The organism is Streptomyces sp. CC224B (assembly GCF_030010595.1).
GTDB lineage: Bacteria > Actinomycetota > Actinomycetes > Streptomycetales > Streptomycetaceae > Streptomyces > Streptomyces longispororuber.
In genome coordinates this window covers 38,386-58,357 of sequence record NZ_JASCXL010000013.1, presented here as the reverse complement: position 1 = coordinate 58,357, position 19,972 = coordinate 38,386, and the positions used below count along the sequence as shown (strand labels likewise).

18 protein-coding genes are annotated in these 19,972 nt (G+C 74.0%); 16 read left to right on the top strand and 2 right to left on the bottom strand.

Translation table 11 applies throughout. The features are described 5' to 3' along the window. Positions 1-39: 39 nt before the first annotated feature. The 6 genes from QK440_RS07835 to QK440_RS07810 all read left to right on the top strand — a co-directional run bounded on the left by QK440_RS07835 (position 40) and on the right by QK440_RS07810 (position 6,320). Entirely contained in the window at positions 40-1,863 is a 1,824-nt protein-coding gene (locus QK440_RS07835) for an ABC transporter ATP-binding protein (protein WP_282792257.1), read from the top strand. A 284-nt stretch (positions 1,864-2,147) separates the two neighbouring features. Beyond that, positions 2,148-3,074: an endonuclease/exonuclease/phosphatase family protein gene (locus QK440_RS07830; protein ID WP_282792256.1), complete on the top strand. Its 927-nt coding sequence runs from the start codon at positions 2,148-2,150 to the stop codon at positions 3,072-3,074. A gap of 353 nt (positions 3,075-3,427) precedes the next feature. Then, positions 3,428-3,853 (top strand): aspartate 1-decarboxylase, encoded by a 426-nt coding sequence (gene panD, locus QK440_RS07825; protein WP_282792255.1) that lies wholly within the window; start codon positions 3,428-3,430, stop codon positions 3,851-3,853. A gap of 17 nt (positions 3,854-3,870) precedes the next feature. Then, positions 3,871-4,536 carry an aspartate/glutamate racemase family protein gene (locus QK440_RS07820; RefSeq protein ID WP_282792254.1) on the top strand — a complete coding sequence of 222 codons (666 nt, stop codon included), beginning with the start codon at positions 3,871-3,873 and terminating at the stop codon, positions 4,534-4,536. A 33-nt stretch (positions 4,537-4,569) separates the two neighbouring features. Continuing rightward, positions 4,570-5,010, top strand: a complete 441-nt coding sequence (locus QK440_RS07815) for a nitroreductase family deazaflavin-dependent oxidoreductase (protein WP_282792253.1) — start codon at positions 4,570-4,572, stop codon at positions 5,008-5,010. 704 nt (positions 5,011-5,714) lie between these two features. After that, positions 5,715-6,320: an HD domain-containing protein gene (locus QK440_RS07810; protein WP_282792252.1), complete on the top strand. Its 606-nt coding sequence runs from the start codon at positions 5,715-5,717 to the stop codon at positions 6,318-6,320. A 181-nt stretch (positions 6,321-6,501) separates the two neighbouring features. Here QK440_RS07810 and QK440_RS07805 read toward each other — a convergent pair whose 3' ends face one another. Beyond that, positions 6,502-6,672: a hypothetical protein gene (locus tag QK440_RS07805; protein ID WP_282792251.1), complete on the bottom strand. Its 171-nt coding sequence runs from the start codon at positions 6,670-6,672 to the stop codon at positions 6,502-6,504. 386 nt (positions 6,673-7,058) lie between these two features. Here QK440_RS07805 and QK440_RS07800 point away from each other — a divergent pair, with 386 nt between their 5' ends. Further along, complete coding sequence (locus QK440_RS07800; RefSeq protein WP_282792250.1) at positions 7,059-8,030, top strand: acetylxylan esterase; 972 nt, start codon at positions 7,059-7,061, stop codon at positions 8,028-8,030. 122 nt (positions 8,031-8,152) lie between these two features. Beyond that, the gene (locus QK440_RS07795; protein WP_282792249.1) at positions 8,153-9,505 is read left to right on the top strand and encodes a transglycosylase family protein; all 1,353 of its coding nucleotides are present in this window, start codon (positions 8,153-8,155) and stop codon (positions 9,503-9,505) included. A 141-nt stretch (positions 9,506-9,646) separates the two neighbouring features. Here the strand turns inward: QK440_RS07795 and QK440_RS07790 are convergent, their stop codons facing one another. Continuing rightward, positions 9,647-10,765: a DMT family transporter gene (locus QK440_RS07790; RefSeq protein ID WP_282792248.1), complete on the bottom strand. Its 1,119-nt coding sequence runs from the start codon at positions 10,763-10,765 to the stop codon at positions 9,647-9,649. 329 nt (positions 10,766-11,094) lie between these two features. On the opposite strand from QK440_RS07790, the gene QK440_RS07785 reads away from it, so the two are divergent. The 8 genes from QK440_RS07785 (at position 11,095) to QK440_RS07750 (ending at position 19,970) form a co-directional block, all read left to right on the top strand. Continuing rightward, on the top strand, positions 11,095-11,745 hold the full coding sequence (locus QK440_RS07785) for a (2Fe-2S)-binding protein (protein WP_282792247.1): 651 nt from the start codon (positions 11,095-11,097) through the stop codon (positions 11,743-11,745). 37 nt (positions 11,746-11,782) lie between these two features. Further along, a complete protein-coding gene (gene glgA, locus QK440_RS07780) occupies positions 11,783-12,991 on the top strand; it encodes a glycogen synthase (RefSeq protein ID WP_282792246.1) in 1,209 nt (402 codons plus the stop codon). A gap of 124 nt (positions 12,992-13,115) precedes the next feature. Then, entirely contained in the window at positions 13,116-14,336 is a 1,221-nt protein-coding gene (glgC, locus tag QK440_RS07775; RefSeq protein ID WP_282792245.1) for a glucose-1-phosphate adenylyltransferase, read from the top strand. A gap of 144 nt (positions 14,337-14,480) precedes the next feature. Further along, positions 14,481-16,115, top strand: a complete 1,635-nt coding sequence (locus QK440_RS07770) for a wax ester/triacylglycerol synthase domain-containing protein (RefSeq protein ID WP_282792244.1) — start codon at positions 14,481-14,483, stop codon at positions 16,113-16,115. Between the two features lie 75 nt (positions 16,116-16,190). After that, the gene (locus QK440_RS07765) at positions 16,191-17,699 is read left to right on the top strand and encodes an SDR family NAD(P)-dependent oxidoreductase (RefSeq protein ID WP_282792243.1); all 1,509 of its coding nucleotides are present in this window, start codon (positions 16,191-16,193) and stop codon (positions 17,697-17,699) included. Positions 17,700-18,142: 443 nt separating this feature from the next. After that, complete coding sequence (locus tag QK440_RS07760; RefSeq protein WP_282792242.1) at positions 18,143-18,316, top strand: hypothetical protein; 174 nt, start codon at positions 18,143-18,145, stop codon at positions 18,314-18,316. A gap of 422 nt (positions 18,317-18,738) precedes the next feature. Continuing rightward, on the top strand, positions 18,739-19,242 hold the full coding sequence (locus QK440_RS07755) for a Tn3 family transposase (RefSeq protein ID WP_282792241.1): 504 nt from the start codon (positions 18,739-18,741) through the stop codon (positions 19,240-19,242). After that, positions 19,239-19,970, top strand: a complete 732-nt coding sequence (locus QK440_RS07750) for a hypothetical protein (RefSeq protein ID WP_282792240.1) — start codon at positions 19,239-19,241, stop codon at positions 19,968-19,970. The genes QK440_RS07755 and QK440_RS07750 overlap by 4 nt, the downstream gene beginning before the upstream one ends. Positions 19,971-19,972 lie beyond the last annotated feature (2 nt).

The window sequence follows — 19,972 nt, the reverse complement described above, 5'->3', positions numbered from 1 at the left end:
ACTTGACCCATGTGGAACATCGATGTTCCACTCTGAGGCATGAGTGTTTCCGAAGGTGCGGTTTCTCAGGCGCCCCAGAAGTCCCAGGAACCGGCGGACCCCCGAGGACCGGTCTCCCTCCCGCGGCTGCGGATCCTCTGGTCGTTCGCCCGTCCGCACGGGCGGTCCCTGGCCCTGGCCCTCCTCCTCGCCCTCGTGACGTCGGCGATGGGGCTGGCGACGCCGATGGTCACCAAGGAGGTGCTCGACGCGCTCGGAGGCTCCGCCTCGCTGCGGGAACCGATGCTGGCCCTGTTGTTCCTGCTGGTCGTCGGCAGCGCCGTGGGGTACTGGCAGTGGACGCTGGTCGGCACCCTGGGGGAGCGCGTGGTGCTGCGGGCCCGCGAGACGATGGTGCGGCGCTTCCTGCGGGCCCCCGTGCCCGCGGTCGCCCGCAGGACCCCCGGCGAGCTGGTCACCCGCGTCACCTCCGACACGGTCCTGCTCCACCAGGCCGCCACCGGCGCCCCGGTCGAGCTGGTCAACGCCGCGGTCATGCTCCTCGGCACCCTGGTCCTCATGGGCGTCCTCGACCTGGTTCTGCTGGGTACGGTCGTCGGTGCGGTGGCGGTGGTCGGCGTCCTGTTCGCCGTCCTGATGCCGGGCATCGCGACCGCCCAGCGGCAGGCCCAGGACCACCTGGGACGGCTCGGCGGCAACTTGGAGGGCGCGCTCCGCGCCCTCCGGACCGTGAAGGCGGGCCGGGCCGAGGACCGCACGGCCGAGCGCATCGCCGCCGACGCGCGCGCCTCCGCCGAGCACGGCATCCGCGCGGTCCGCCGCGAGGCCCTGGCCTGGACGGCCGCGGGGTCCGGCATCGAGCTCGCGATCATCATGGTCCTGGGCGTGGGCGCCTGGCGGGTCTCCGAGGGGGCGCTGGAGGTCTCCAGCCTCATCGCCTTCCTGCTGTACGCGTTCGGGCTGATGGAGCCGATCAGCGAACTCGGCCGGAACGTCACCGCGCTCCAGTCGGGCATCGCCGCGGCGGAACGGATCCGGGAGACGGAGGACCTGCGGACGGAGGGGGCGGAGGCACCGGCCCCGCGGCAGTCCCCCGCACGCGCCAACGCCCGGCCGGACACCCCCGTACTGGAGCTGCGGGGCGTCACCGCGGCCTACGGCCCCGACGCCGCACCGGCGGTGCGCGGCATCGACCTGGCGATACCGCGGCGCGGGCACACCGCCGTCGTCGGACCGTCAGGAGCGGGCAAGACCACGCTGTTCTCCCTGGTGCTGCGCTTCCTGGAGCCGACCGGGGGCGAGCTGCTCCTGGACGGCCGGCCCTACCGCGACCACACCCATGACGAGATCCGGTCCCGCCTGGCGTACGTCGAGCAGGACACCCCGATCGTGCCCGGGACGATCCGGGACAATCTGCTGCTGTCCCACCCCGACGCGACCGACGCGGAACTGCGCCGGGTACTGGCGGACGTACGGCTGTGGGAGAAGGTCGACGCGCTGGAGGAGGGGCTCGGCACGCCCCTGTCCGGCACGGCCGTCTCGGGCGGTGAGCGGCAGCGCATCGCGCTGGCCAGGGCACTGCTGCGCGCCCCGGACGTGCTCCTCCTCGACGAGGCGACGGCCCAGCTCGACGGGTTGACCGAGGCGGCGGTCCAGAGGTGCGTCCGCGCCCGCGCACGGACCGGCGCCGTCGTCACGATCGCCCACCGGCTCTCCACCGTGATCGACGCGGACACCATCGTGGTGCTGGACGGAGGCCGGGTGCGCGCACAGGGCAGCCACGACGAACTGCTCGCCACCGACGCGCTGTACCGGGAACTGGTGGAGGCCCTGCGCATCTCGGCGGACCCGCAGGCGGTGTGACCCGGACCGGAGGGCGGCCAGGGGCCGGGCGGCCGGTGCGGCCCGGTCATCCACCCGTCACCCACGCCCCGGTTTTGTCCCAAGCCGCGGACCGGCCTGCTGAACAACCCCGCGAGCGGTAGGAACGGGCCAGCGGGCGAACCTGGCGGTCGATCGGCCCGGCGCCGGGGCCTGCGGACGGTTCCACCCCTGAGCCCCGTCCGGCCACGACCTCGCCCGCTCCCCAGGACCCTGGACCCCGACGTCGTAGAGGAGGGAAGGGAAGAGTGAAGAGATCCCAGTTCATGAGGCGGATACGGAAGAAGGCCGTGCTCGTCCTGAGCGGCATCCTGCTCGGCACCGGTGCCGCCCTGGGGCCCCCGGCGTCCGCCGGCGAAGCGGAACCGCGCGTCCGAGCCGACTACACCATCGGTCAGTTCAACATGGCAGGCGGCCACAAGGAGCACGGCCCCAAGGGCAACGAGGCCCCTGACGCCCTGGTGCGCAGCGTCCAGGACCGCCAACCGGTGTTCGTGGCCCTGCAGGAGGCGTGCCGTGACTGGAACGACCGGCTGGTGGAGCGGCTGGCACCCGCGTACGACATCGTGTTCGACCCCGTGACGCTCGGGGACGGCAGGACGGCCACGTGCTGGCCCCCGCACACTGCCGAGTTCGGCAACGCGCTGCTGTTCCGCAAGGACTTCGGCTTCGACGCGGCCACCAAGGTGGCGCACGCGCTCCAGTCCCCGGCGGGCTACGAGCAGCGCGAGATGGTCTGCGTACGCGCCGAGAGCCGCAAGGTCGTCGCCTGCAGCACCCACCTGACCGTGGGTGACGACAGCAAGTCGCTGAACGCCCGCCGCCACGAGGCGTCCGTGGCGCGGCAGATCCTGGCCACCACCTACGCCGGGTACACCAAGTTCCTCGGCGGGGACCTCAACGACGACCCGCTCTCCGGGGCGCTCGACAACTTCTACGACCCCGGCTACCAGCGCGGCGCACGCGGTGAGTTCAAGGAAGTCGACAGCCCGTGCGGCAACGAGATCAAGGTCGGCTACCTGATCCCGTCGTTGCCCCCGACGTGGATCTGGTGCCGTTCGGGGGAGTCCACCCACGGCGCGGGGAAGCTCGACTACCTGCTCGTGCCGCCGTCGACGCACGTCGACTGGGCCGACGCCACCCACGCGACCCACTCCGACCACGACCCGCTCTGGGCGGGCGTCGTGTTCTGACCCGCGTCAGCGCCCGTACGGACCGCTTCAGCAGCCGCCCCGGCGACTGCTGAAGCGGCTCCGTCTAGGTGCCAGCGGGGAGGCCGGGAGGTCGCCGTAGGACCGCAGGACGGTGCTCATGGCCCTGCCCGTTCGCTCCGCACTTGACCGTCGTCCAGGCCGCCCAGGTGACGGTTGTCACGGACGCCTCCACGGGGGTGCTGCGTAGGCTGGTGCCGTCGTCACGGCGGTGTCCGGGGGGAGCAGTCGCGCCCCTTCTGGGATCCGTCCGGACATACGACTCGTTGTAAGGTGTGAAACAGCCCTTGACCTGCAAAAACGCGGGCAGGGAGCCGAGGAGTGGGAGTTTCCCGATGCTGCGCACCATGTTCAAGTCCAAGATCCACCGAGCCACCGTGACCCAGGCCGACCTGCACTATGTCGGGTCCGTCACCATCGATGCGGATCTGCTCGACGCCGCCGATCTGCTGCCCGGTGAGCTCGTGCACATCGTCGACGTCACCAACGGGGCGCGTCTTGAGACGTACACCATCGAGGGTGAGCGCGGTAGTGGTGTCATCGGGATCAATGGGGCGGCGGCCCATCTCGTGCACCCCGGGGACAAGGTGATCATCATCAGTTACGCGCAGGTCGACGACGCCGAGGCGCGGGCGCTGCGGCCGCGGGTCGTGCACGTCGACGCGGACAATCGGGTGGTGGCCCTCGGGGCCGACGCCGGTGCGCCGGTGCCCGGTGCCGGTGACATGGCGCGCTCCCCGCAGGCCGTGGTGCGGGCCTGAGGACGCCGGGGCCGCCCGTGCTGGCGCTGCTGCACACCTCGCCCGTCCACGTCCCGGTCTTCGACGCGCTGCGCGACGCCCACCACCCGGGGCTCGCCCTGCGGCACCACGTCGACGAAGGCCTGCTGGACCGGGCCCGCCGCGAGGGGCCCGACGCCGTCGTGGGCGCCGTGCGGGCCGTCCTGGAGCATGCCGTGGCCGAGGGGGCGGACGCCGTGCTGTGCACCTGCTCGACGCTCGGCGGCGTGGCCGAGCCCCTGGCCGCCGGCGTCGGCGTGCCCGTGCTGCGGGTCGACCGGCCCATGGCGGCCGCCGCCGTCGCGGTGGGCCCCGCGGTGGCGGTCGTCGCCTCGGTCGCCAGCACCCTGGGGCCGACCGTCGCCCTCGTCGAGGAGGAGGCCGGCCGCGCCGGGCGGCGCGTCGACGTACGCGCCGTCCTGGTCGAGGACGCCTGGGAGCGGTTCGCCGCCGGTGACCGGGACGGGTACCTGCGCCTCGTCGCCGCCGCCGTCGAGCGGGTGGGGACGGACGGGGCCGACGTCGTCGTGCTCGCCCAGGCCTCCATGGCGGACGCCGCGACCCGCGCCGACGTGCCCGTCCCGGTGCTCTCCAGCCCCCGTCCGGGGCTGCGCGCCGCCGCCGCGGTGTGCGGATTCCCGCGCCCGGATCCCGGTACGGCGTAGGCGGCGGCCACCTGTCCGGCCTAGGGTTTGGCCATGACTTCACACAACGACGTGGTGATCAGTCCCACCGGCTGGGTGGCCGAACAGGCCCGCCTCTACGAGGAGTCGGGCGGCACCAGGGGGACGACCGTCCAGGGCGCGCCCTGCCTGCTCCTCGACTACCGCGGCCGCCGCAGCGGCCTGTGGCGCCGCACCGTCCTCATCTACGGCCGGGACGGCGACGACTACCTGGTGGTGGCCTCCAACGGCGGCGCCGCCGAGCACCCCCTGTGGTACCGCAACCTGCGGGACGAGCCCGACGTCCGGCTGCGCGTGGGCACCGAGCGCTTCACCGCCCGGGCCGACACCCTGCCGCCCGAGGACAAGGCGCGCGTCTGGCCGCGCCTGGTGGAGATCTTCGCCCCGTACGCGGAGTACCAGGAGAAGACGGAGCGAGACATTCCGGTGGTGCGGCTCCGGCGCACGGAGGGCTGACCCCACCGCTGCCGCCTGTCGCCGGGCCCAGTTCCACGGCCCCGCCCCGGCGCGCAGGACTGGACTGCGCGGGCGTGGGCACGCGAGGCGGGAGAGAGTGGATACGGCCGACGGGCCCAGGCGCAGGCACTGGGCCCTCACCTCCGCACCATGGGAGGAAGCATGACGAACCCGTTCCCCGACCCCGTCCCGCCCGGGCCGACCCCGGGCCCCCTCCCGGACCCGGCGCCCGCTCCGCCGCCCGACCCGGGGCAGCCACCGCGGCCCGCGCCGGCCCCCGGGCCCGTACCGGAGCCCCCGCCGTCCCCGGTGCCCAAGCCGCCGGGGCCGGACCCCGTGCCGGACCCGGACCCGACACCGGAGCCCATGAGCTGACCGAACGCGGGGCGGCGGGGCCGCCACTCGCCGCCCCGCGCTCCTCCGGGTCGCGCCTCGCCGGGTCCGCGTCCTGGCTCCGGAGCGGCCCCCCGCCCCGCGTCCCCTCTCCCGAAGCTGGCAGGAATTCGCAGGGGGCTGGCACCCTTGCCGCTGCCGCTGATCATGTCCGCCAGGGAGACTCCAACCACCCGCACTCCGTACGAGGGGTCCGCACGGGCCGCCGCCCCGCTGGTACGCCGCCCATGGCGGTCCGGGGGGTACCGGATCGCGGGAGCGGGCCGTGCTGCCGTGCACGGTTCAGGATGTCCGGCGGAGGGAGACAGGGAATGCTGGGCGAGGTCGCAGGGGTGCGCCCACCGGGCGGGCAAGCGGCGGAGGCCGCGCGGCTGGTGTGCGAGGAGTACGCCGACCCGGCGCTGTACCACCACTCGGTGCGGTCGTACTACTTCGGCGCCGTCTGGGCCGAGGAGCGGGGCCTGGACTTCGACCGCGAGTTGTTCTTCGTCTCCGCGCTGCTGCACGACCTCGCTCTCGTCGCGCCCTTCGACAGCCACACGCTGCCGTTCGAGGAGGCGGGCGGGCACCTGGCCCGGGTGTTCACCGCCGGCCTCGGCTGGCCGACCCGGCGACGCGACCGGGCGGCCGAGCTGATCGTGCTCCACATGCGGGACGACGTGGCACCGGACGTGGACGTGGAGAGCCGGATGTTGCAGGTGGGAACCAGCGCGGATGTGTCGGGCTCCGGCCTCGACGCCTTCGCCCCGTCCTTCCGGGACGCCCTCGTCGCGGCGTACCCGCGGCTGGACTTCGCCCGGTCCTTCGTACGCCTCTTCCAGGAACAGGCTGCGCGCAAGCCGGACTGCGCGGCGGCGCGGCTGGTGGCGGGGGAGTGGGCCGGACGGGCGGGGTCCCACCCGCTCGACCAGACCTGAGCCGGGTGCGCCTCCCCGTCGGGGCCGCGCGAGAGCGTCGCCGGTGTCCTGGCGCATGCCGTCCGTGTCCTAGCGCGTGCCGCCGGCCTCGGGGAGCGTGCCGCCGGTGTTTTGCAGCGTGCCGCCGGCGTCGTAGCGCGTGCCGCCGGTGTGGTGGAGCGCCCCGCCGGGCGGGCCGGGGCTACTCCCCGTCGGTGTCCTCGCCGTCCGCCGCCGGTCCGGCGAAGTGCAGGACCGCGGCGGCGTGGCGCCGGGTCTGCTCCGCGACGCGGGCCACGTCGGCGACCACGTCGCCGTGCTCGGCTATCAGCCGGTCGTAGATCGGCGCGGTGACTTGATCGGTGGCATTCACGTGGGGGAGTCCGTTTCCTTCAGGTGTGGCACAGGTGCGGCACGCCGCCGCGCACGCGTCGGGCGTGCCGTGCGCTCCGTTACCCGCTATTCCGCCCCGCATGCGCGCTACGCGGACATGATCGGCCGCAGCCGCAGCCGCAGCCGCAGCCGCAGCCGCAGCCGCAGCCGTAAGCCGCGCTGCCGTGTGCCTCGGGCGCCTCGTGCGCCGCACCGCCGTGCGCCTCACGCCCTCGTACGCGTCTCACCCCACTGCGTACCGCCCACGCCGTAGGTACGCCGTAGGTACCGCAGGTCACGCGGGTGCGGTAGCGACGCGTCCGGTCGCCGGTGGGGCACCGCGGCGTACCGTGATCTCGGAATCCACGTACCGAGGAGGAGTCACCCGTGCCCCATTTCGACCTGCCGCTCGAGGAACTGCGCCGCTACCGCCCGGAATTGCCGGAACCCGAGGATTTCGACGCCTTCTGGGAGAAGACCCTTTCGGCGGCGCGTGCGTACGACATCGATGCCCGGTTCGAGCGCGTCGACGTGCCTTTGGCGATGATTGACGCTTTCGACGTGACATTCGCGGGTTTCGGGGGGCACCCCGTCAAGGGCTGGCTGCTGCTCCCGGCCGGGACCGACGAACCGCTGCCCGCCGTGGTCGAGTACATCGGGTACGGCGGCGGGCGCGGGCTGCCGCACGAGCGGCTGGTGTGGGCGGCGGCCGGGTTCGCGTACTTCATCATGGACACGCGCGGCCAGGGCAGCGGCGGCTCGGTCGGGGACACCCCGGACCCGGGCGCGAGCGGGCCCGCGTACCCCGGCTTCGTGACGCGCGGGATCGAGGACCCGCACGGCTACTTCTACCGCCGCGTCTTCACCGACGCCGTGCGCGCCGTCGAGGCGGTCCGCAGCCACCCCCTGGTGGACGCCGCGCGCGTGGCCGCCGTCGGCGACAGCCAGGGCGGCGGCATCACCCTCGCCGTCGCCGGACTCGTGCCCGACCTCGCCGCGATCTGCTCCAACGTGCCGTTCCTGTGCGACTTCCCGCGCGCGGCGACCCTCTCGTCACGCCCCCCGTACCAGGAAATAGCGCTCTATCTGCGGGCGCGGCGCGGTCAGGAGGAGCGGGTGTTCCGGACGCTCTCGTATTTCGACGGCGTGCACTTCGCGGCGCGCGGCCGGGCGCCCGCGCTGTTCTCCGCGGCGCTCGAGGACGAGACGTGCCCGCCGTCCACGGTCTTCGCCGCGTTCAATTCCTACGCGGGGCGCGAAAGGTCGATGGAGGTGTACCGCTTCAACGACCACGAAGGCGGTGGCGTATTCCAACAGGATGTACAACTGCGGTGGCTTCCGGGGCATTTGAGGAACTGACCGGTTCACCGGCCTTTCCGCCGCCCGCTCTTGTCACGGCCATGGCGGAGCGGCTAGCTTGCGGGCTTGTCCGTGGCTGACGTGTGACCTTCGCGAACATTCGCGTGTCTGAGGGGGCTTTCATGGCCTTACGAGGCCGGCACCGCCGGTACCAGCCGAGCCGGATCAACCGTGCCTCGCTCACCGTCACCGCGGGCGGCGCGGGTATCGCCCTGCCGCTGGTGACGGCGGGCACGGGCCACGCGGCGGACGTGGAGACCTGGAACAAGGTCGCCGCCTGCGAGTCCACGAACAACTGGAGCATCAACACCGGCAACGGCTTCTACGGCGGCCTCCAGTTCACCCAGTCCACCTGGGAGGCCTACGGCGGCACGGCCTACGCCGCGCGCGCCGACCTCGCCACCAAGGCCCAGCAGATCGCCGTGGCCGAGAAGGTCCTCGACGGGCAGGGCCCCGGCGCCTGGCCCGTGTGCTCGGCGCGGGCGGGCCTCACCCGGGGCGGCGACGCCCCGGACCTCAAGCCCGCCACCGCGCCCCAGAAGCGCGCGGGCACGGCCAACGACGCCAGGACCGACGGCGGACGCACGGCGCCCGAGGCCCCGCGGCGTACGGTCAAGGACGTCAAGCCCGAGGTGACGCCGCAGTCCACCGCGGGCACCGCCCGCATGTACACGGTCGTACGCGGCGACACCCTCTCCGGCATCGCCGACGAGCGCCGCGTCACCGGCGGCTGGCCGCGGCTCTACGAGAGCAACCGCCGCACCATCGGCGACGACCCGAACCTCATCACCCCCGGCCAGCGGCTGTCGCTGCGCGGCGCCGACGGCAAGCTGAAGCAGCCCGCGCGGCCGCCCGAGCGCCGAAGGCCCGCGGAGCGCCCCGGCGGCGAGCGGACCGAGAAGCGGCAAGTGCGCCAGCAGGAGAAGCAGCGCGCGCACCCGCCCGCCCAGAAGGAAGCCAAGAAGGACGTCAGGGACGTCAAGAGGGACGCCCCGCGCAAGGAGACCCGGCCCGCGCCCAAGCGCGACACCGCGCCGGCGGGCCGCCAGAAGGCCAGGGCCGCCACGCAGTCCGGGGCGACCGTGCCCGTGGCCGCGTCCATCGGCACGCCGTACCGCGCGTCCGGCGGCTCGTGGTCGAAGGGCTACCACACCGGCGTCGACTTCCCCGTGCCGACCGGCACGTCCGTGCAGGCCGTCGCGGCCGGCACGGTCGTGGAGTCCGGCTGGGGCGGCTCGTACGGCTACCAGGTCGTGATCCGGCACGGCGACGGCCGCTACTCGCAGTACGGCCACCTGTCGGCGCTCACCGTGAAGGCCGGGCAGCGGGTCGTCCCCGGGCAGCGCATCGGCCGCTCCGGCTCGACCGGCAACAGCTCGGGGCCGCACCTGCACTTCGAGATCCGCACGGGTCCGGGCTTCGGCTCGGACATCGACCCGCTGGCGTACCTGCGGGCACGCGGCGTCCGCATCTAGGGATCAGTCTGCACCCAGGGGTCAGTCCGCATCCAGGGATCAGTCCGCATCCAGGGACCAGGAGAGCCAGGCGCGCGTGCGGCCCCCGCTCACGGTGCTACGCGGTGCCGCACGCCGCCCGGTACCCCACGGCGCCCGGTGCTACGCCCGCGCCGCCCCGGCGTCCGCGCGCGGGAACGTCTTCACCGCGGGCTGCGGCGGCACCCCGGCGAGCGACTCACGCAGCAGCCGCTGCTCGGGCGCCGGCGGCGTGCCCGGCCGGGTGCGCAGGCAGGCGTCGGCCGCGCGGCGCTCGTCGTGGCCGGGTCCGCGCTGCTCGGCGCGTCCGTCCGCCGGGGCCGCCTGCTCGGCCGAGGGGCGCGGCACCGGCGCGGTGGGTGTGCCCGCGCCGGGGGGCGCCTCGGTGGCGGGCTCCGGCCGCGCCGCCTCCGCGCCGAGGCGCTCGGTCGTCAGCAGGATCAGGCCGCCCGCCGCGACCACGCCGCACGCCAGGGCCACGGCCGTGCCGGTGGCGCCGTAGCGGAAGGACTCCTCGAACAGGGTGAGGCCGACGGCGGCCGCTATCACCGGGTTCACGACCGTCACCGTGGACAGCGGCGCGGCGAGGCCCGCGCCCCGGTAGGAGGCCTGCGAGAGCAGGAGGCCGCCGACCGCGAGCACCGCGATCACCGCGAGGCTCGGCACCTGGCGCGCGAGCGGCTCGTGCGCGTCCCAGTCCACCGCGACGGTCTTGGTGAACACCGAGGAGATGCCGAAGGCGATGCCCCCCGCCGTGGCGAGGAGCACGCTGCGCACCGCCGGGTGCCGGTGCGCGGCGTGCGCGAGCAGCATCAGGACGACCACCGCGCCGCCCGTGCCGACCGCGAGGAGGACGCGCTCGGCGTCGGCCAGGGACCGGGAGCCGCCGGCCCGGGTCAGCGAGAGCAGGCCCGCGAGCCCCACGGTCGCCATGAGGGCGCCGCGCCAGGCGGTCGCACCGGCCCTGCGGCGCACGAACAGCGCCGCCATGGGCAGCGCGAACACGATGGTGAGGGCGCCCAGGGGCTGCACCAGGCTCAGCGGGCCGTAGGCGAGCGCCACCACGTGCAGCAGCCCGCCGAGGCCGTTCAGGAGGACCGCGACCCACCAGACGCCACGGCGCAGCGGCGCGTACTGCCGGCCCGTACCCGTCGCCGCCACCCGCTCCTGGAGGATCGCCCCGCCCGCGTACGCCACGGCCGAGACGAGGGAGAGCAGGACGGACAGCGCGAGGGCACTCATGGGGTGCTCCGCTGCGGGCGGCGTCGCCGGTCGTTCCGGTGCGCGCGGTACGCGGGCTCCCGGTGCGGCGTGCGGTCGGCTTCCATGGTGTCCACCATGGCGCGCGCAGCGCGCCGCGTCGTCGTCCCTGAGCAGTCAATCCGTCCTACTGCCGATGGAGTACGACCTCCCATATGTCCTCCCCAGGTCTGGTTACCCGTGAAGTCAGGGGGTTCTGGTGTACTGCTGCCGTGACAGCTCACAGCTCCGGGACAGCCTGGGACGTGGTCGGATCCGTCGGGGGCTTCTTCGCCCTGCGGACGGGGGAGCCACCCCGAGGCGCGCTCCCCATGGTCCCACGGGTGTACGACGTCGGCAGCGCGGGAACGGAGGACGATCCGCTGGCCCTGCGCGTGCGCAAGGTCGCCGCCCGGCTCGCCGCTCCCGAGCCCCGCGTCGCCGCCTCCATCGCGCACCTCGGCCTGGCCGCCCGGCTCTGGTCGCTCGCGCTCGGTCCGGCCGCGCTGTTCGGCCGCGTCCCCGACCTGGACGCCCGGCTGCTGCGCTGGGACCCCGACGGCACGTCGCCGGACGACCTGTGGCTGAGCGGCGACCGCTCGTTCCCGGCCGACGCCGCGCGCCTCCTCGACGTCGTGCACCACGGCCACCTCGTGCCCCTCGCCGAAGCCCTGCGCGCCCGTTACCGGACATCCCCCGCGCTGCTGCGCGGCAACGCGGGCTCGGCCCTCGCGGGCGCGGCGCGCGAGCTGGCCGCCTGGGCGGAGCGCACGTCCCGGCCCGAGGTGGGCCGGCGCGCCCTCGCGCTCGCCCAAGAGCTGTTCGCGCTCCCGGAGTTGCGCGGCACCGGCACCCTGACCGGCACCTCCTTCCGGCGCCGCAGCTGCTGCCTGTACTACCGCTGCCCGGACGGCGGCCTGTGCGGCGACTGCTGTTTCGACCGGCCGCCGCAGCGGTCTTCCCACGGGGCGCCCGCCGGGTGACCATGAGGGGGCCGGCCGACGACGGGGGGCTCCGCTCGTGAAAGTGGGACTGCTCACCCGTGAGTACCCGCCGGACGTCTACGGCGGCGCCGGCGTGCACGTCGAGTTCCTCGCCCGGGAACTGCGCGCGCTGACCGACCTCGACGTCCACTGCTGGGGCTCCGGGGGCTCCGGGGGCTCCGGTGCCCCGGGGGCCGCCACGGGGAGCGCGGGCGCCGCCGACGCCGTGCGCCACCGCGCCTGGGGCGCCCTCGACGCCGCCAACGACGCGCTGCGCACGCTGTCCGTGGACCTGTCCATGGCCGCCGCGCTCGCCGGCCGCGACCTCGTGCACTCCCACACCTGGTACGCCAACCTCGCCGGCCACCTCGGCAAGCTCCTGCACGGCGTCCCGCACGTCGTGACCGCGCACTCGCTGGAGCCGCTGCGCCCCTGGAAGGCCGAGCAACTGGGCGGCGGCTACGCCGTGTCGAGCTGGGCGGAGCGCACCGCGGTCGAGGCCGCCGACGCCGTCGTCGCCGTCTCGGCCGGCATGCGCGAGGACATCCTCGCCTGCTACCCGGCCGTCGACCCGGCGAAGGTGCGCGTCGTCCACAACGGCATCGACACCGAGCTGTACCGGCCGGACCCGGACACCGGTGCCCTGGCCCGCCACGGCGTCGACCCGCGCCGCCCGTACGTCCTCTTCGTCGGCCGCATCACGCGCCAGAAGGGCGTGCCCCACCTGCTGCGCGCCGCCCGGAACCTGGAGCGCGGCGTCCAGCTCGTGCTGTGCGCGGGCGCCCCCGACACCCCGGAGACCGACCGGGAGTTCCGCGCCCTCTTCGAGGAGCTGCGCCGCGCCCGCGACGGCGTGCACTGGATCCCGCGCATGCTGCCGCGCGCCGAGGTCGTGCAACTCCTCACGCACGCGGCGGTGTTCGTCTGCCCGTCGGTGTACGAGCCGCTGGGCATCGTCAACCTGGAGGCGATGGCGTGCGGCACCGCCGTGGTCGCGTCCCGGGTCGGCGGTATCCCCGAGGTCGTGGCGGACGGCACGACGGGCCTGCTCGCGCCCTACGACCCGGGCGACGAGGAGCGCTTCGAGCACGACCTCGGCCTGCTCCTGAACCGCCTGGCGGGCGATCCGCGCCGCGCGGCGGCGATGGGCGCGGCCGGACGCCACCGCGCGGAGCGCGAGTTCACGTGGACGGCGGTGGCCCGGCGCACGGTCGAGGTGTACGAGGACGTCCTCAAGGCGGCGTGACCACGGCCGCGGGGCCGTACGCCGGTACGTCCGTACGCCCGTATGGAGCGACGAGGGCGGACGGCGGCGGACGGCGCAGACACGAGGCAACCAGGAGCCCGGACAGGGCGGGAGAGGGGCGGCGATGCGCGGCGGACCTACGGTGCTCGGAATCGTGCTCGCGGGCGGTGCGGGCAAGCGGCTGATGCCGCTCACCGCGGACCGCGCCAAACCGGCGGTGACGTTCGGCGGCACGTACCGCCTGGTCGACTTCGTCCTGTCGAACCTCGTCAACGGCGACATCCTGCGCATCTGCGTACTCACGCAGTACAAGTCGCACTCCCTGGACCGGCACGTGTCGACCACGTGGCGCATGTCGAGCCTGCTCGGGAACTACGTCACCCCCGTCCCGGCCCAGCAGCGCCTCGGCCCGCGCTGGTACCTGGGCAGCGCGGACGCGATCCTCCAGTCCCTGAACCTGGTGCACGACGAACAGCCCGACCACATCGTGGTGTTCGGCGCCGACCACGTGTACCGCATGGACCCGCGGCAGATGCTCCGGCAGCACATCGACTCCGGCGCGGGCGTCACCGTCGCCGGGATCCGCGTGCCGCGCGCGGAGGCCCGGCAGTTCGGCGTGATCACCCCGGCCCGGGACGGCACCCGCGTGGAGCGCTTCCTGGAGAAGCCCGAGGACCCGCCGGGACTGCCCGGCTCCCCGGGCCAGGTGTACGCCTCCATGGGCAACTACGTCTTCACGACGAAGGCGCTGGTGGACGCCCTCCAGCGCGATGCCGAGGACGAGGAGTCGGCGCACGACATGGGCGGCTCCATCCTGCCGATGCTGACCGAGCGCGGCCTGGCGCAGGTGTACGACTTCGACGACAACCACGTGCCCGGCGAGACCGTGCGGGACCACGGCTACTGGCGCGACGTCGGCACGCTCGACGCGTACTACGAGGCGCACATGGACCTGATCTCGGACCAGCCCGCCTTCAGCCTCGACAACCGCCGCTGGCCCATCTACACCCACTCCGGGTCGCTGCCGCCCGCCAAGTTCTGCGCGGGCGGCATCGCGGGGGAGTCGGTCGTCGGCCCCGGCTGCGTCATCCGCGGCCAGGTCACGCGGTCCGTCCTGTCGCCCGGGGTCACGGTCGCCGAGGGCGCGGTGGTGCAGGGCTCGGTCCTGCACCACAACGTCCGCGTGGGCCGGGGCGCGGTGGTGCGCGGCGCGGTCCTGGACAAGAACGTGGACGTCCCGCCGGGCGCCACGATCGGCGTGAACCCGGAGCGGGACGAGGAGCTGTACACGGTCTCGCCGGGCGGCGTGATCGCCCTCGGCAAGGGGCAGCACGTGCCGCTGTGAGGCCGGCGCCGCCCCACTGTCGCCCGGCCGCCGCCCGGCCGTCGCTCGACCGCGTGTTAACTGTACGTATCCAGATCGTACTTGACCGTAATTGTTCGAGAGTGGTTGTCTGCTGGCTCACCGTCATCGACGCGAGAGCAAGCCATGACCTCTGAGAGCTCAGACCTGCTCGCACCACTCGATCTCGCCTTCTGGAGCATCGAGACCCCCGAACACCCCATGCACCTCGGGGCCCTGGGCGTCTTCACGGCCACCTCGCCCTCGTCCGCCGCGCACGCCGCCGACCTCCTCGCCGCCCGCGCCGCCGCCGTGCCGGGCCTGCGGCTGCGCATCCGGCCCGTCCTGCTGCCCCTGGGCGGCGCCGCGCGGCGCCCGGCGCCCGGCTTCGACCCGCGGGACCACGTACGGCTCGCCGCGCCCGTACGGGACTTCCACGAGGCGGCGGGGGCGCTGATGCGGCGCCCCCTGGACCGGGACCGGCCGCCGTGGGAGGCGCACGTGCTGCCGGGCGCGGACGGCGCGTCCTTCGCCGTGCTCTTCCTGTTCCACCACGCGCTCGCCGACGGGCTGCGGGCGCTGACGCTCGCCGCCGCGGTCCTCGACCCGCCCGCGCACCCCGAGCCGCGGCCCCCGCGGCCGGTGCCCGCCGGGGAGCGGACGCCGTGGTGGCCCGCCCTGGACCCGCGAGCGCTGCCCGGGCTCGTGACCGCGGTGCCCGCCCGCGCCGCCTCGGCAGGGCGGGCCGTCGCCGCGGACGCCGCCAGGGCACTCGGCATCGGCGCGGCGGTGGCGCGCGGCGCCTGGGACGCCCGGTGGGCGTGGACGGGGGGCCGGGCTCAGGCGACGCGGGCGGCCCTCACCTCCCGCCCCACCGGCACCCGCCGCACCGCGGGTGTCCTGCTCGACCTCGACGAGGTGCACCGCGTGCGCAAGACGGCGGGCGGCACCGTCAACGACGTCCTGATCGCCCTGGTCGCCGGGGCCCTGCGCCGCTGGCTCGACGCGCGCGACGCGGGCGACGGGGGCGGCGAGGGCGGCGCAGGCGGCACGGCTGACGAGGGCGGTGCGGCCGACAAGGGCGGTGCGGGCGACGGGGGCGGCGCGGGCGACGAGGGCGGCGAGGGCGGCGCAGGCGGCACGGCTGACGAGGGCGGTGCGGCCGAGGAGGGCGGCGCGGCCGAGGAGGGCGGCGTCGGCCGCGCTGACGGGGGCCCGGTCGGCGGGGGCTTCGCCCCGCGCGCCCTCATACCCGTCTCCCGCCGCCGCCCGCGCACCGACCGGCCGCCGGGCAACAGCCTCTCCGGCTACGTGATCCGCCTGCCCGTCGACGCCCCCGACCCGCTGGAGCGCCTGCGCGCGGTGCGCGCCGCCATGGACCGCGGCAAGGAGGCGGGCCCGACGCGCGGCGCGGGCGCCGTGGCGCTGCTCGCCGACCACGTGCCGCCGCTGGGCCTGCGCGTCGGCGGCCCGGCCGTCGCCCGCGCCGCCCGGCTGCTGTGCGACCTCGTCGTCACCAGCGTGCCGCTGCCGAGCCCCGGCCTGCGCCTGGGCGGCTGCCCGCTCGCGGAGGTCTACCCCTTCGCCCCGCTCGCCCGCGGCCAGGCGCTCGCCGTCGCGGTGTCGACGTACCGCGGGCACGTGCACTACGGCCTCGTCGCCGACGCGGCCGCGGTCCCCGACCTGGACCTGCTCGCGGCCTGCGTACGGGCGGAACTCGCGGGACTCGTGGCCGCCTGCGCGGACCGAACGGGTTTGGTGCGGGGCGCCTCCGCTACGTAAAGTTCCACTTTTGGAGTATCCGCGGCCGATCCGAGGCGAGCCGCGGCACGAGTGCGATGAGGAACGACAGCGGCGATGACGGTCACAGACGAGAGCCAGCAGGAAGGCGCCGACGCCGTCACCAGTGACGTGACGTACGGCCCCGGCATCGACCCCGAGCGTCTCGCCGTGTGCCTCGGCGTGCTGGAGGAGCTCGACAAGCTGGAGGTGGACCACCCGGACGCGATCACCGTGCGCCGCGCCACCGCCGGGCTCTACCGCACCGTGAAGCAGCGCCGCCGCCAGGAGCGCCGGGCCGCGAAGACCGCCCACGACAAGGCCGTCACCGAGGCCACGGCCACCGGCTCCGCGCAGCGCATCGACGACGAGACCGAGGGCCTCCTGCCCTCCTCGGCCACCGAGGAGGGCAGGATCGCGGGGATACTCCAGCGCCCGCGCTCCTGCTACACCTGCAAGACGCGGTACGTGGAAGTCGACTACTTCTACCACCAGCTCTGTCCGGACTGCGCCCGCCTGAACCGCGCCAAGCGCGACGCCCGCGCCGACCTCCGCGGCAAGCGCGCGCTGCTCACCGGCGGCCGCGCCAAGATCGGCATGTACATCGCGCTGCGGCTGCTGCGGGACGGCGCCCACACCACGATCACCACACGGTTCCCCAAGGACGCCATCCGCCGCTTCAAGGCCATGGAGGACTCGGCGGACTGGATCCACCGCCTGGAGGTCGTGGGCATCGACCTGCGCGACCCCGCCCAGGCCGTGGCCCTGGCCGAGCAGGTCGCCGAGCAGGGCCCCCTGGACATCCTGATCAACAACGCCACGCAGACCGTGCGCCGCCTGCCGTCCGCCTACGCCGCCCTCGTCGAGGGCGAGAGCGCTCCGCTGCCCGCCGGTGAGCTGCCTCCGCACCACGTCATCGGCGCCTTCAACTCCGGCGCCGTCGACGGCCTGACCGCGCTGCCCGCCGGGGTCGCGGGCCTGGACGCGCAAAAGGTCGCCGACCTCGCCCTGGTCGCCGGGAACGCCAGCGTGGCCCGGCACCTCGACGGCACCGCCATCGACGCGGGCGGCCTGGTCCCGGACGTCGTGGACACCAACACGTGGGTGCAGTCCATCGAGCAGATCTCCCCCGTGGAACTCCTCGAGACCCAGCTCTGCAACTACACCGCGCCGTTCATCCTCATCAGCAAACTGCGCGCCGTGATGGCCGAGGCCGCCCGCAAGGCCCCGAGCAAGCGGTCGTACGTCGTCAACGTCTCGGCCATGGAGGGCGTGTTCGGCCGCGGCTACAAGGGCGCCGGGCACCCCAACACCAACGCGGCCAAGGCCGCCATGAACATGGTGACGCGGACCAGCGCGCAGGAGATGTTCCAGACCGACGGCATCCTCATGACCTCCGTCGACACCGGCTGGATCACCGACGAGCGCCCGCACTACGACAAGCTGCGCCTGGCCGAGGAGGGCTTCCACGCCCCGCTCGACCTGGTCGACGGCGCGGCCCGCGTCTACGACCCGGTCGTGCGCGGCGAGGCGGGCGAGGACGTGTACGGCGTCTTCCTGAAGGACTACGCGCCCGGCAAGTGGTGATCCGCGGTCGGAAGATCAGGTGCCGGCAAGTGGTGAATCCGTGCCCGGAGGGTTAGGCGCCCGGCAAGTGGTGACTCGCTCCTGAGGGATTACGTGCCTGGCGATGGTGACTCGGCAGGCGCGTCCCGCCAGGGCATGACGGGGCGTCCGCCCGCGTCGGCGAGCAGCCGCACGTACGGACATCTTTAGCACGAGAACTTGAGCACGAGGACATGTCCGGAATTCACCCCTTGTTCCGGCCCTATCGAGCGAGCGTCCGCTCATTTGGTTAGGCTGGTGCGAACGGACGGCCGGGAGGCACCCACCACCGCCTCACGGCCGCCCAGGGGACAGGCTCGCCACCACGGCCGCGATCCCGCCCGGAACCGGCGCCACCGCGACCGCGACGACAGCGAAGGCAGCAAGGCATCGTTTGCCCGCTACGCGACACTAAGGAGTGCGCGGTGACACCAGATCTGACGCAGCAGGAGAAGTGGCAGGCCGATTCCGTGGGGGAGCGGGCGGCGCGCCCGCAGCAGCTCCGCGGCCTGGAGGCCTGGGCCAAGGCGGCCCCGATCCGCCTGGCCGGCTACGAGGACGACCTCGCCGAGCCGCACATCCTGCAGGGCATCGACTGACCTGGCCGAGCCCCCGACGCACGAACCACCCGCCCCGCACCGTCTCCGTACGGTCGCGGGGCGGGTGTGTGAAGCCTCGCGAGGACGATCAACGATCGTGGCCCGTACTCCGCTGGACCTGGATGAGCGGGTCGAGCACTGGACGCCGCTGAGGGACGAGCGTGGGCTTGTGTCCGGCAAGCGCGGTGCGACGAGACTGGGCTTTGCCGTGTTGCTGAGGTTTTACACGCAGTACGGCCGGTCCCTCGGGGCCGGTTCGAGCTGCCGAGCGGGGCGGTCGAGTCCGTCGCCCGGCAGGTACAGGTGCCCGCATCCGAGCTGGACGCCCACGGGTGGACCGGCCGGATGATCGAGTACCACCGGGGACTCTGCCGCCCTCAAGGCCCTCACCCACCTCCTGCGCATCAGGCTGGATGCCGAAAATGGCCTGGCTGGACATCGCCGAGCGGAAGTCCGGGGGCGATCCGGCTGACCCGGCCGAGGCCCAGCCCGAGCCGAAGAACCTGCGCAGCATCAAGAGCGAGGTACAGCGCCGGTGGGGCGTCGTGCCGCTCATCGTGATCTACGCCTACGGCACGAACACCGGGATCAAGGCCGTCGCCTCCGGTGGCCACGGTCACACCGAGGACGAACTGCGCTCCGTGCGCCGCCGGTATCTGACCCCGGAGACGGCCCAGCAGATCGCCGTCGAGATCGCGAACGCCACCGGGACCTTGCCGTGGTTGCCTTGCCAGGCCCTCGGGCACCGGCGGGCGTCGACGAGCACCGGTCGGCCGGGCGCACGTGAGCCGAGCAGCATGGTGTCCGGTCCGGGAATCGGACCGGAAGCGGACAACAGGCAAGCGGTACGACCACGGTCCGATCCGAAAGTGTGGTCCATGCTCCGACGACGCGGTACGTGCAGCGGCAGCATCGTTGCCCCATGACCGTCACGACTGCGTCAATCGCCGTTCCCCATCCTGTCTTTCCGGGACGCTGGGTGGGCGGCGCCTCCCTCGTCCTCGGCCCTCTGCTGCTGCTCACCGGCGTACTGCTGCGCCTGCGCTTCGACTTCTTCTTCCCCGCGCAACTGAGTGCGTACGGGCACCATCCGGGCTTCATGACGGCCTCGTACAGCTTTGTGTCCGCCGGGTGGGTGCTGCTCTGGCCGGGAGTCGTGCTTCTCGCCGCCACGATCGGCGAGAGGGCCCGGGAGCTCGCTCTGTGGGGCGGCGCACTCACGGTCCTCGGCCTCTTCGCCCGCGCGTTTCACGCCGGTGTGGACCACCTGGCCTTCCAACTGGTGGCCGTGCAGGGGGCGGCATCGGCGACGCGAACGGTGAGCGAAACCTACGGCGCGTTCCACATCTTCAGCTCACTCAACGCAGCCGTCATGGGCGGCTGGCTCCTGCTGGCCATCGGCGCCTACCGCTCCCAAGTGCTAGGACCGCTGCGTGCGGCGGCCCTGGCTTCGGCATCGGCGATGCCGCTGGGGGTGCTGAAGGGAACGACCCCTCTATCGGTCGCGGCCGCTGCGGGACTGTGTGTCGCGCTCGTCCCCTTGGGCGTGGCCGCGTTGCGCAGCGGGACGACCTCGCGGGCGACGGTCGCCGGAAGGCTTCTCCTGTTGGTCGGCGTGGGTACCGCGATGTTTCTCTTCGGGCAGGTCGGATGAGC

What these genes read in the sequence shown, in the direction of transcription:
- QK440_RS07835 (WP_282792257.1), top strand. Translation starts at nt 40, where the DNA reads ATGAGTGTTTCCGAAGGTGCGGTTTCTCAGGCGCCCCAGAAGTCCCAG.
- QK440_RS07830 (WP_282792256.1), top strand. Translation starts at nt 2,148, where the DNA reads ATGAGGCGGATACGGAAGAAGGCCGTGCTCGTCCTGAGCGGCATCCTG.
- panD (WP_282792255.1), top strand. Translation starts at nt 3,428, where the DNA reads ATGCTGCGCACCATGTTCAAGTCCAAGATCCACCGAGCCACCGTGACC.
- QK440_RS07815 (WP_282792253.1), top strand. Translation starts at nt 4,570, where the DNA reads ATGACTTCACACAACGACGTGGTGATCAGTCCCACCGGCTGGGTGGCC.
- QK440_RS07810 (WP_282792252.1), top strand. Translation starts at nt 5,715, where the DNA reads ATGCTGGGCGAGGTCGCAGGGGTGCGCCCACCGGGCGGGCAAGCGGCG.
- QK440_RS07795 (WP_282792249.1), top strand. Translation starts at nt 8,153, where the DNA reads ATGGCCTTACGAGGCCGGCACCGCCGGTACCAGCCGAGCCGGATCAAC.
- QK440_RS07790 (WP_282792248.1), bottom strand. Translation starts at nt 10,765, where the DNA reads ATGAGTGCCCTCGCGCTGTCCGTCCTGCTCTCCCTCGTCTCGGCCGTG.
- QK440_RS07785 (WP_282792247.1), top strand. Translation starts at nt 11,095, where the DNA reads ATGGTCCCACGGGTGTACGACGTCGGCAGCGCGGGAACGGAGGACGAT.
- glgC (WP_282792245.1), top strand. Translation starts at nt 13,116, where the DNA reads ATGCGCGGCGGACCTACGGTGCTCGGAATCGTGCTCGCGGGCGGTGCG.
- QK440_RS07770 (WP_282792244.1), top strand. Translation starts at nt 14,481, where the DNA reads ATGACCTCTGAGAGCTCAGACCTGCTCGCACCACTCGATCTCGCCTTC.
- QK440_RS07765 (WP_282792243.1), top strand. Translation starts at nt 16,191, where the DNA reads ATGACGGTCACAGACGAGAGCCAGCAGGAAGGCGCCGACGCCGTCACC.
- QK440_RS07755 (WP_282792241.1), top strand. Translation starts at nt 18,739, where the DNA reads ATGGCCTGGCTGGACATCGCCGAGCGGAAGTCCGGGGGCGATCCGGCT.
- QK440_RS07750 (WP_282792240.1), top strand. Translation starts at nt 19,239, where the DNA reads ATGACCGTCACGACTGCGTCAATCGCCGTTCCCCATCCTGTCTTTCCG.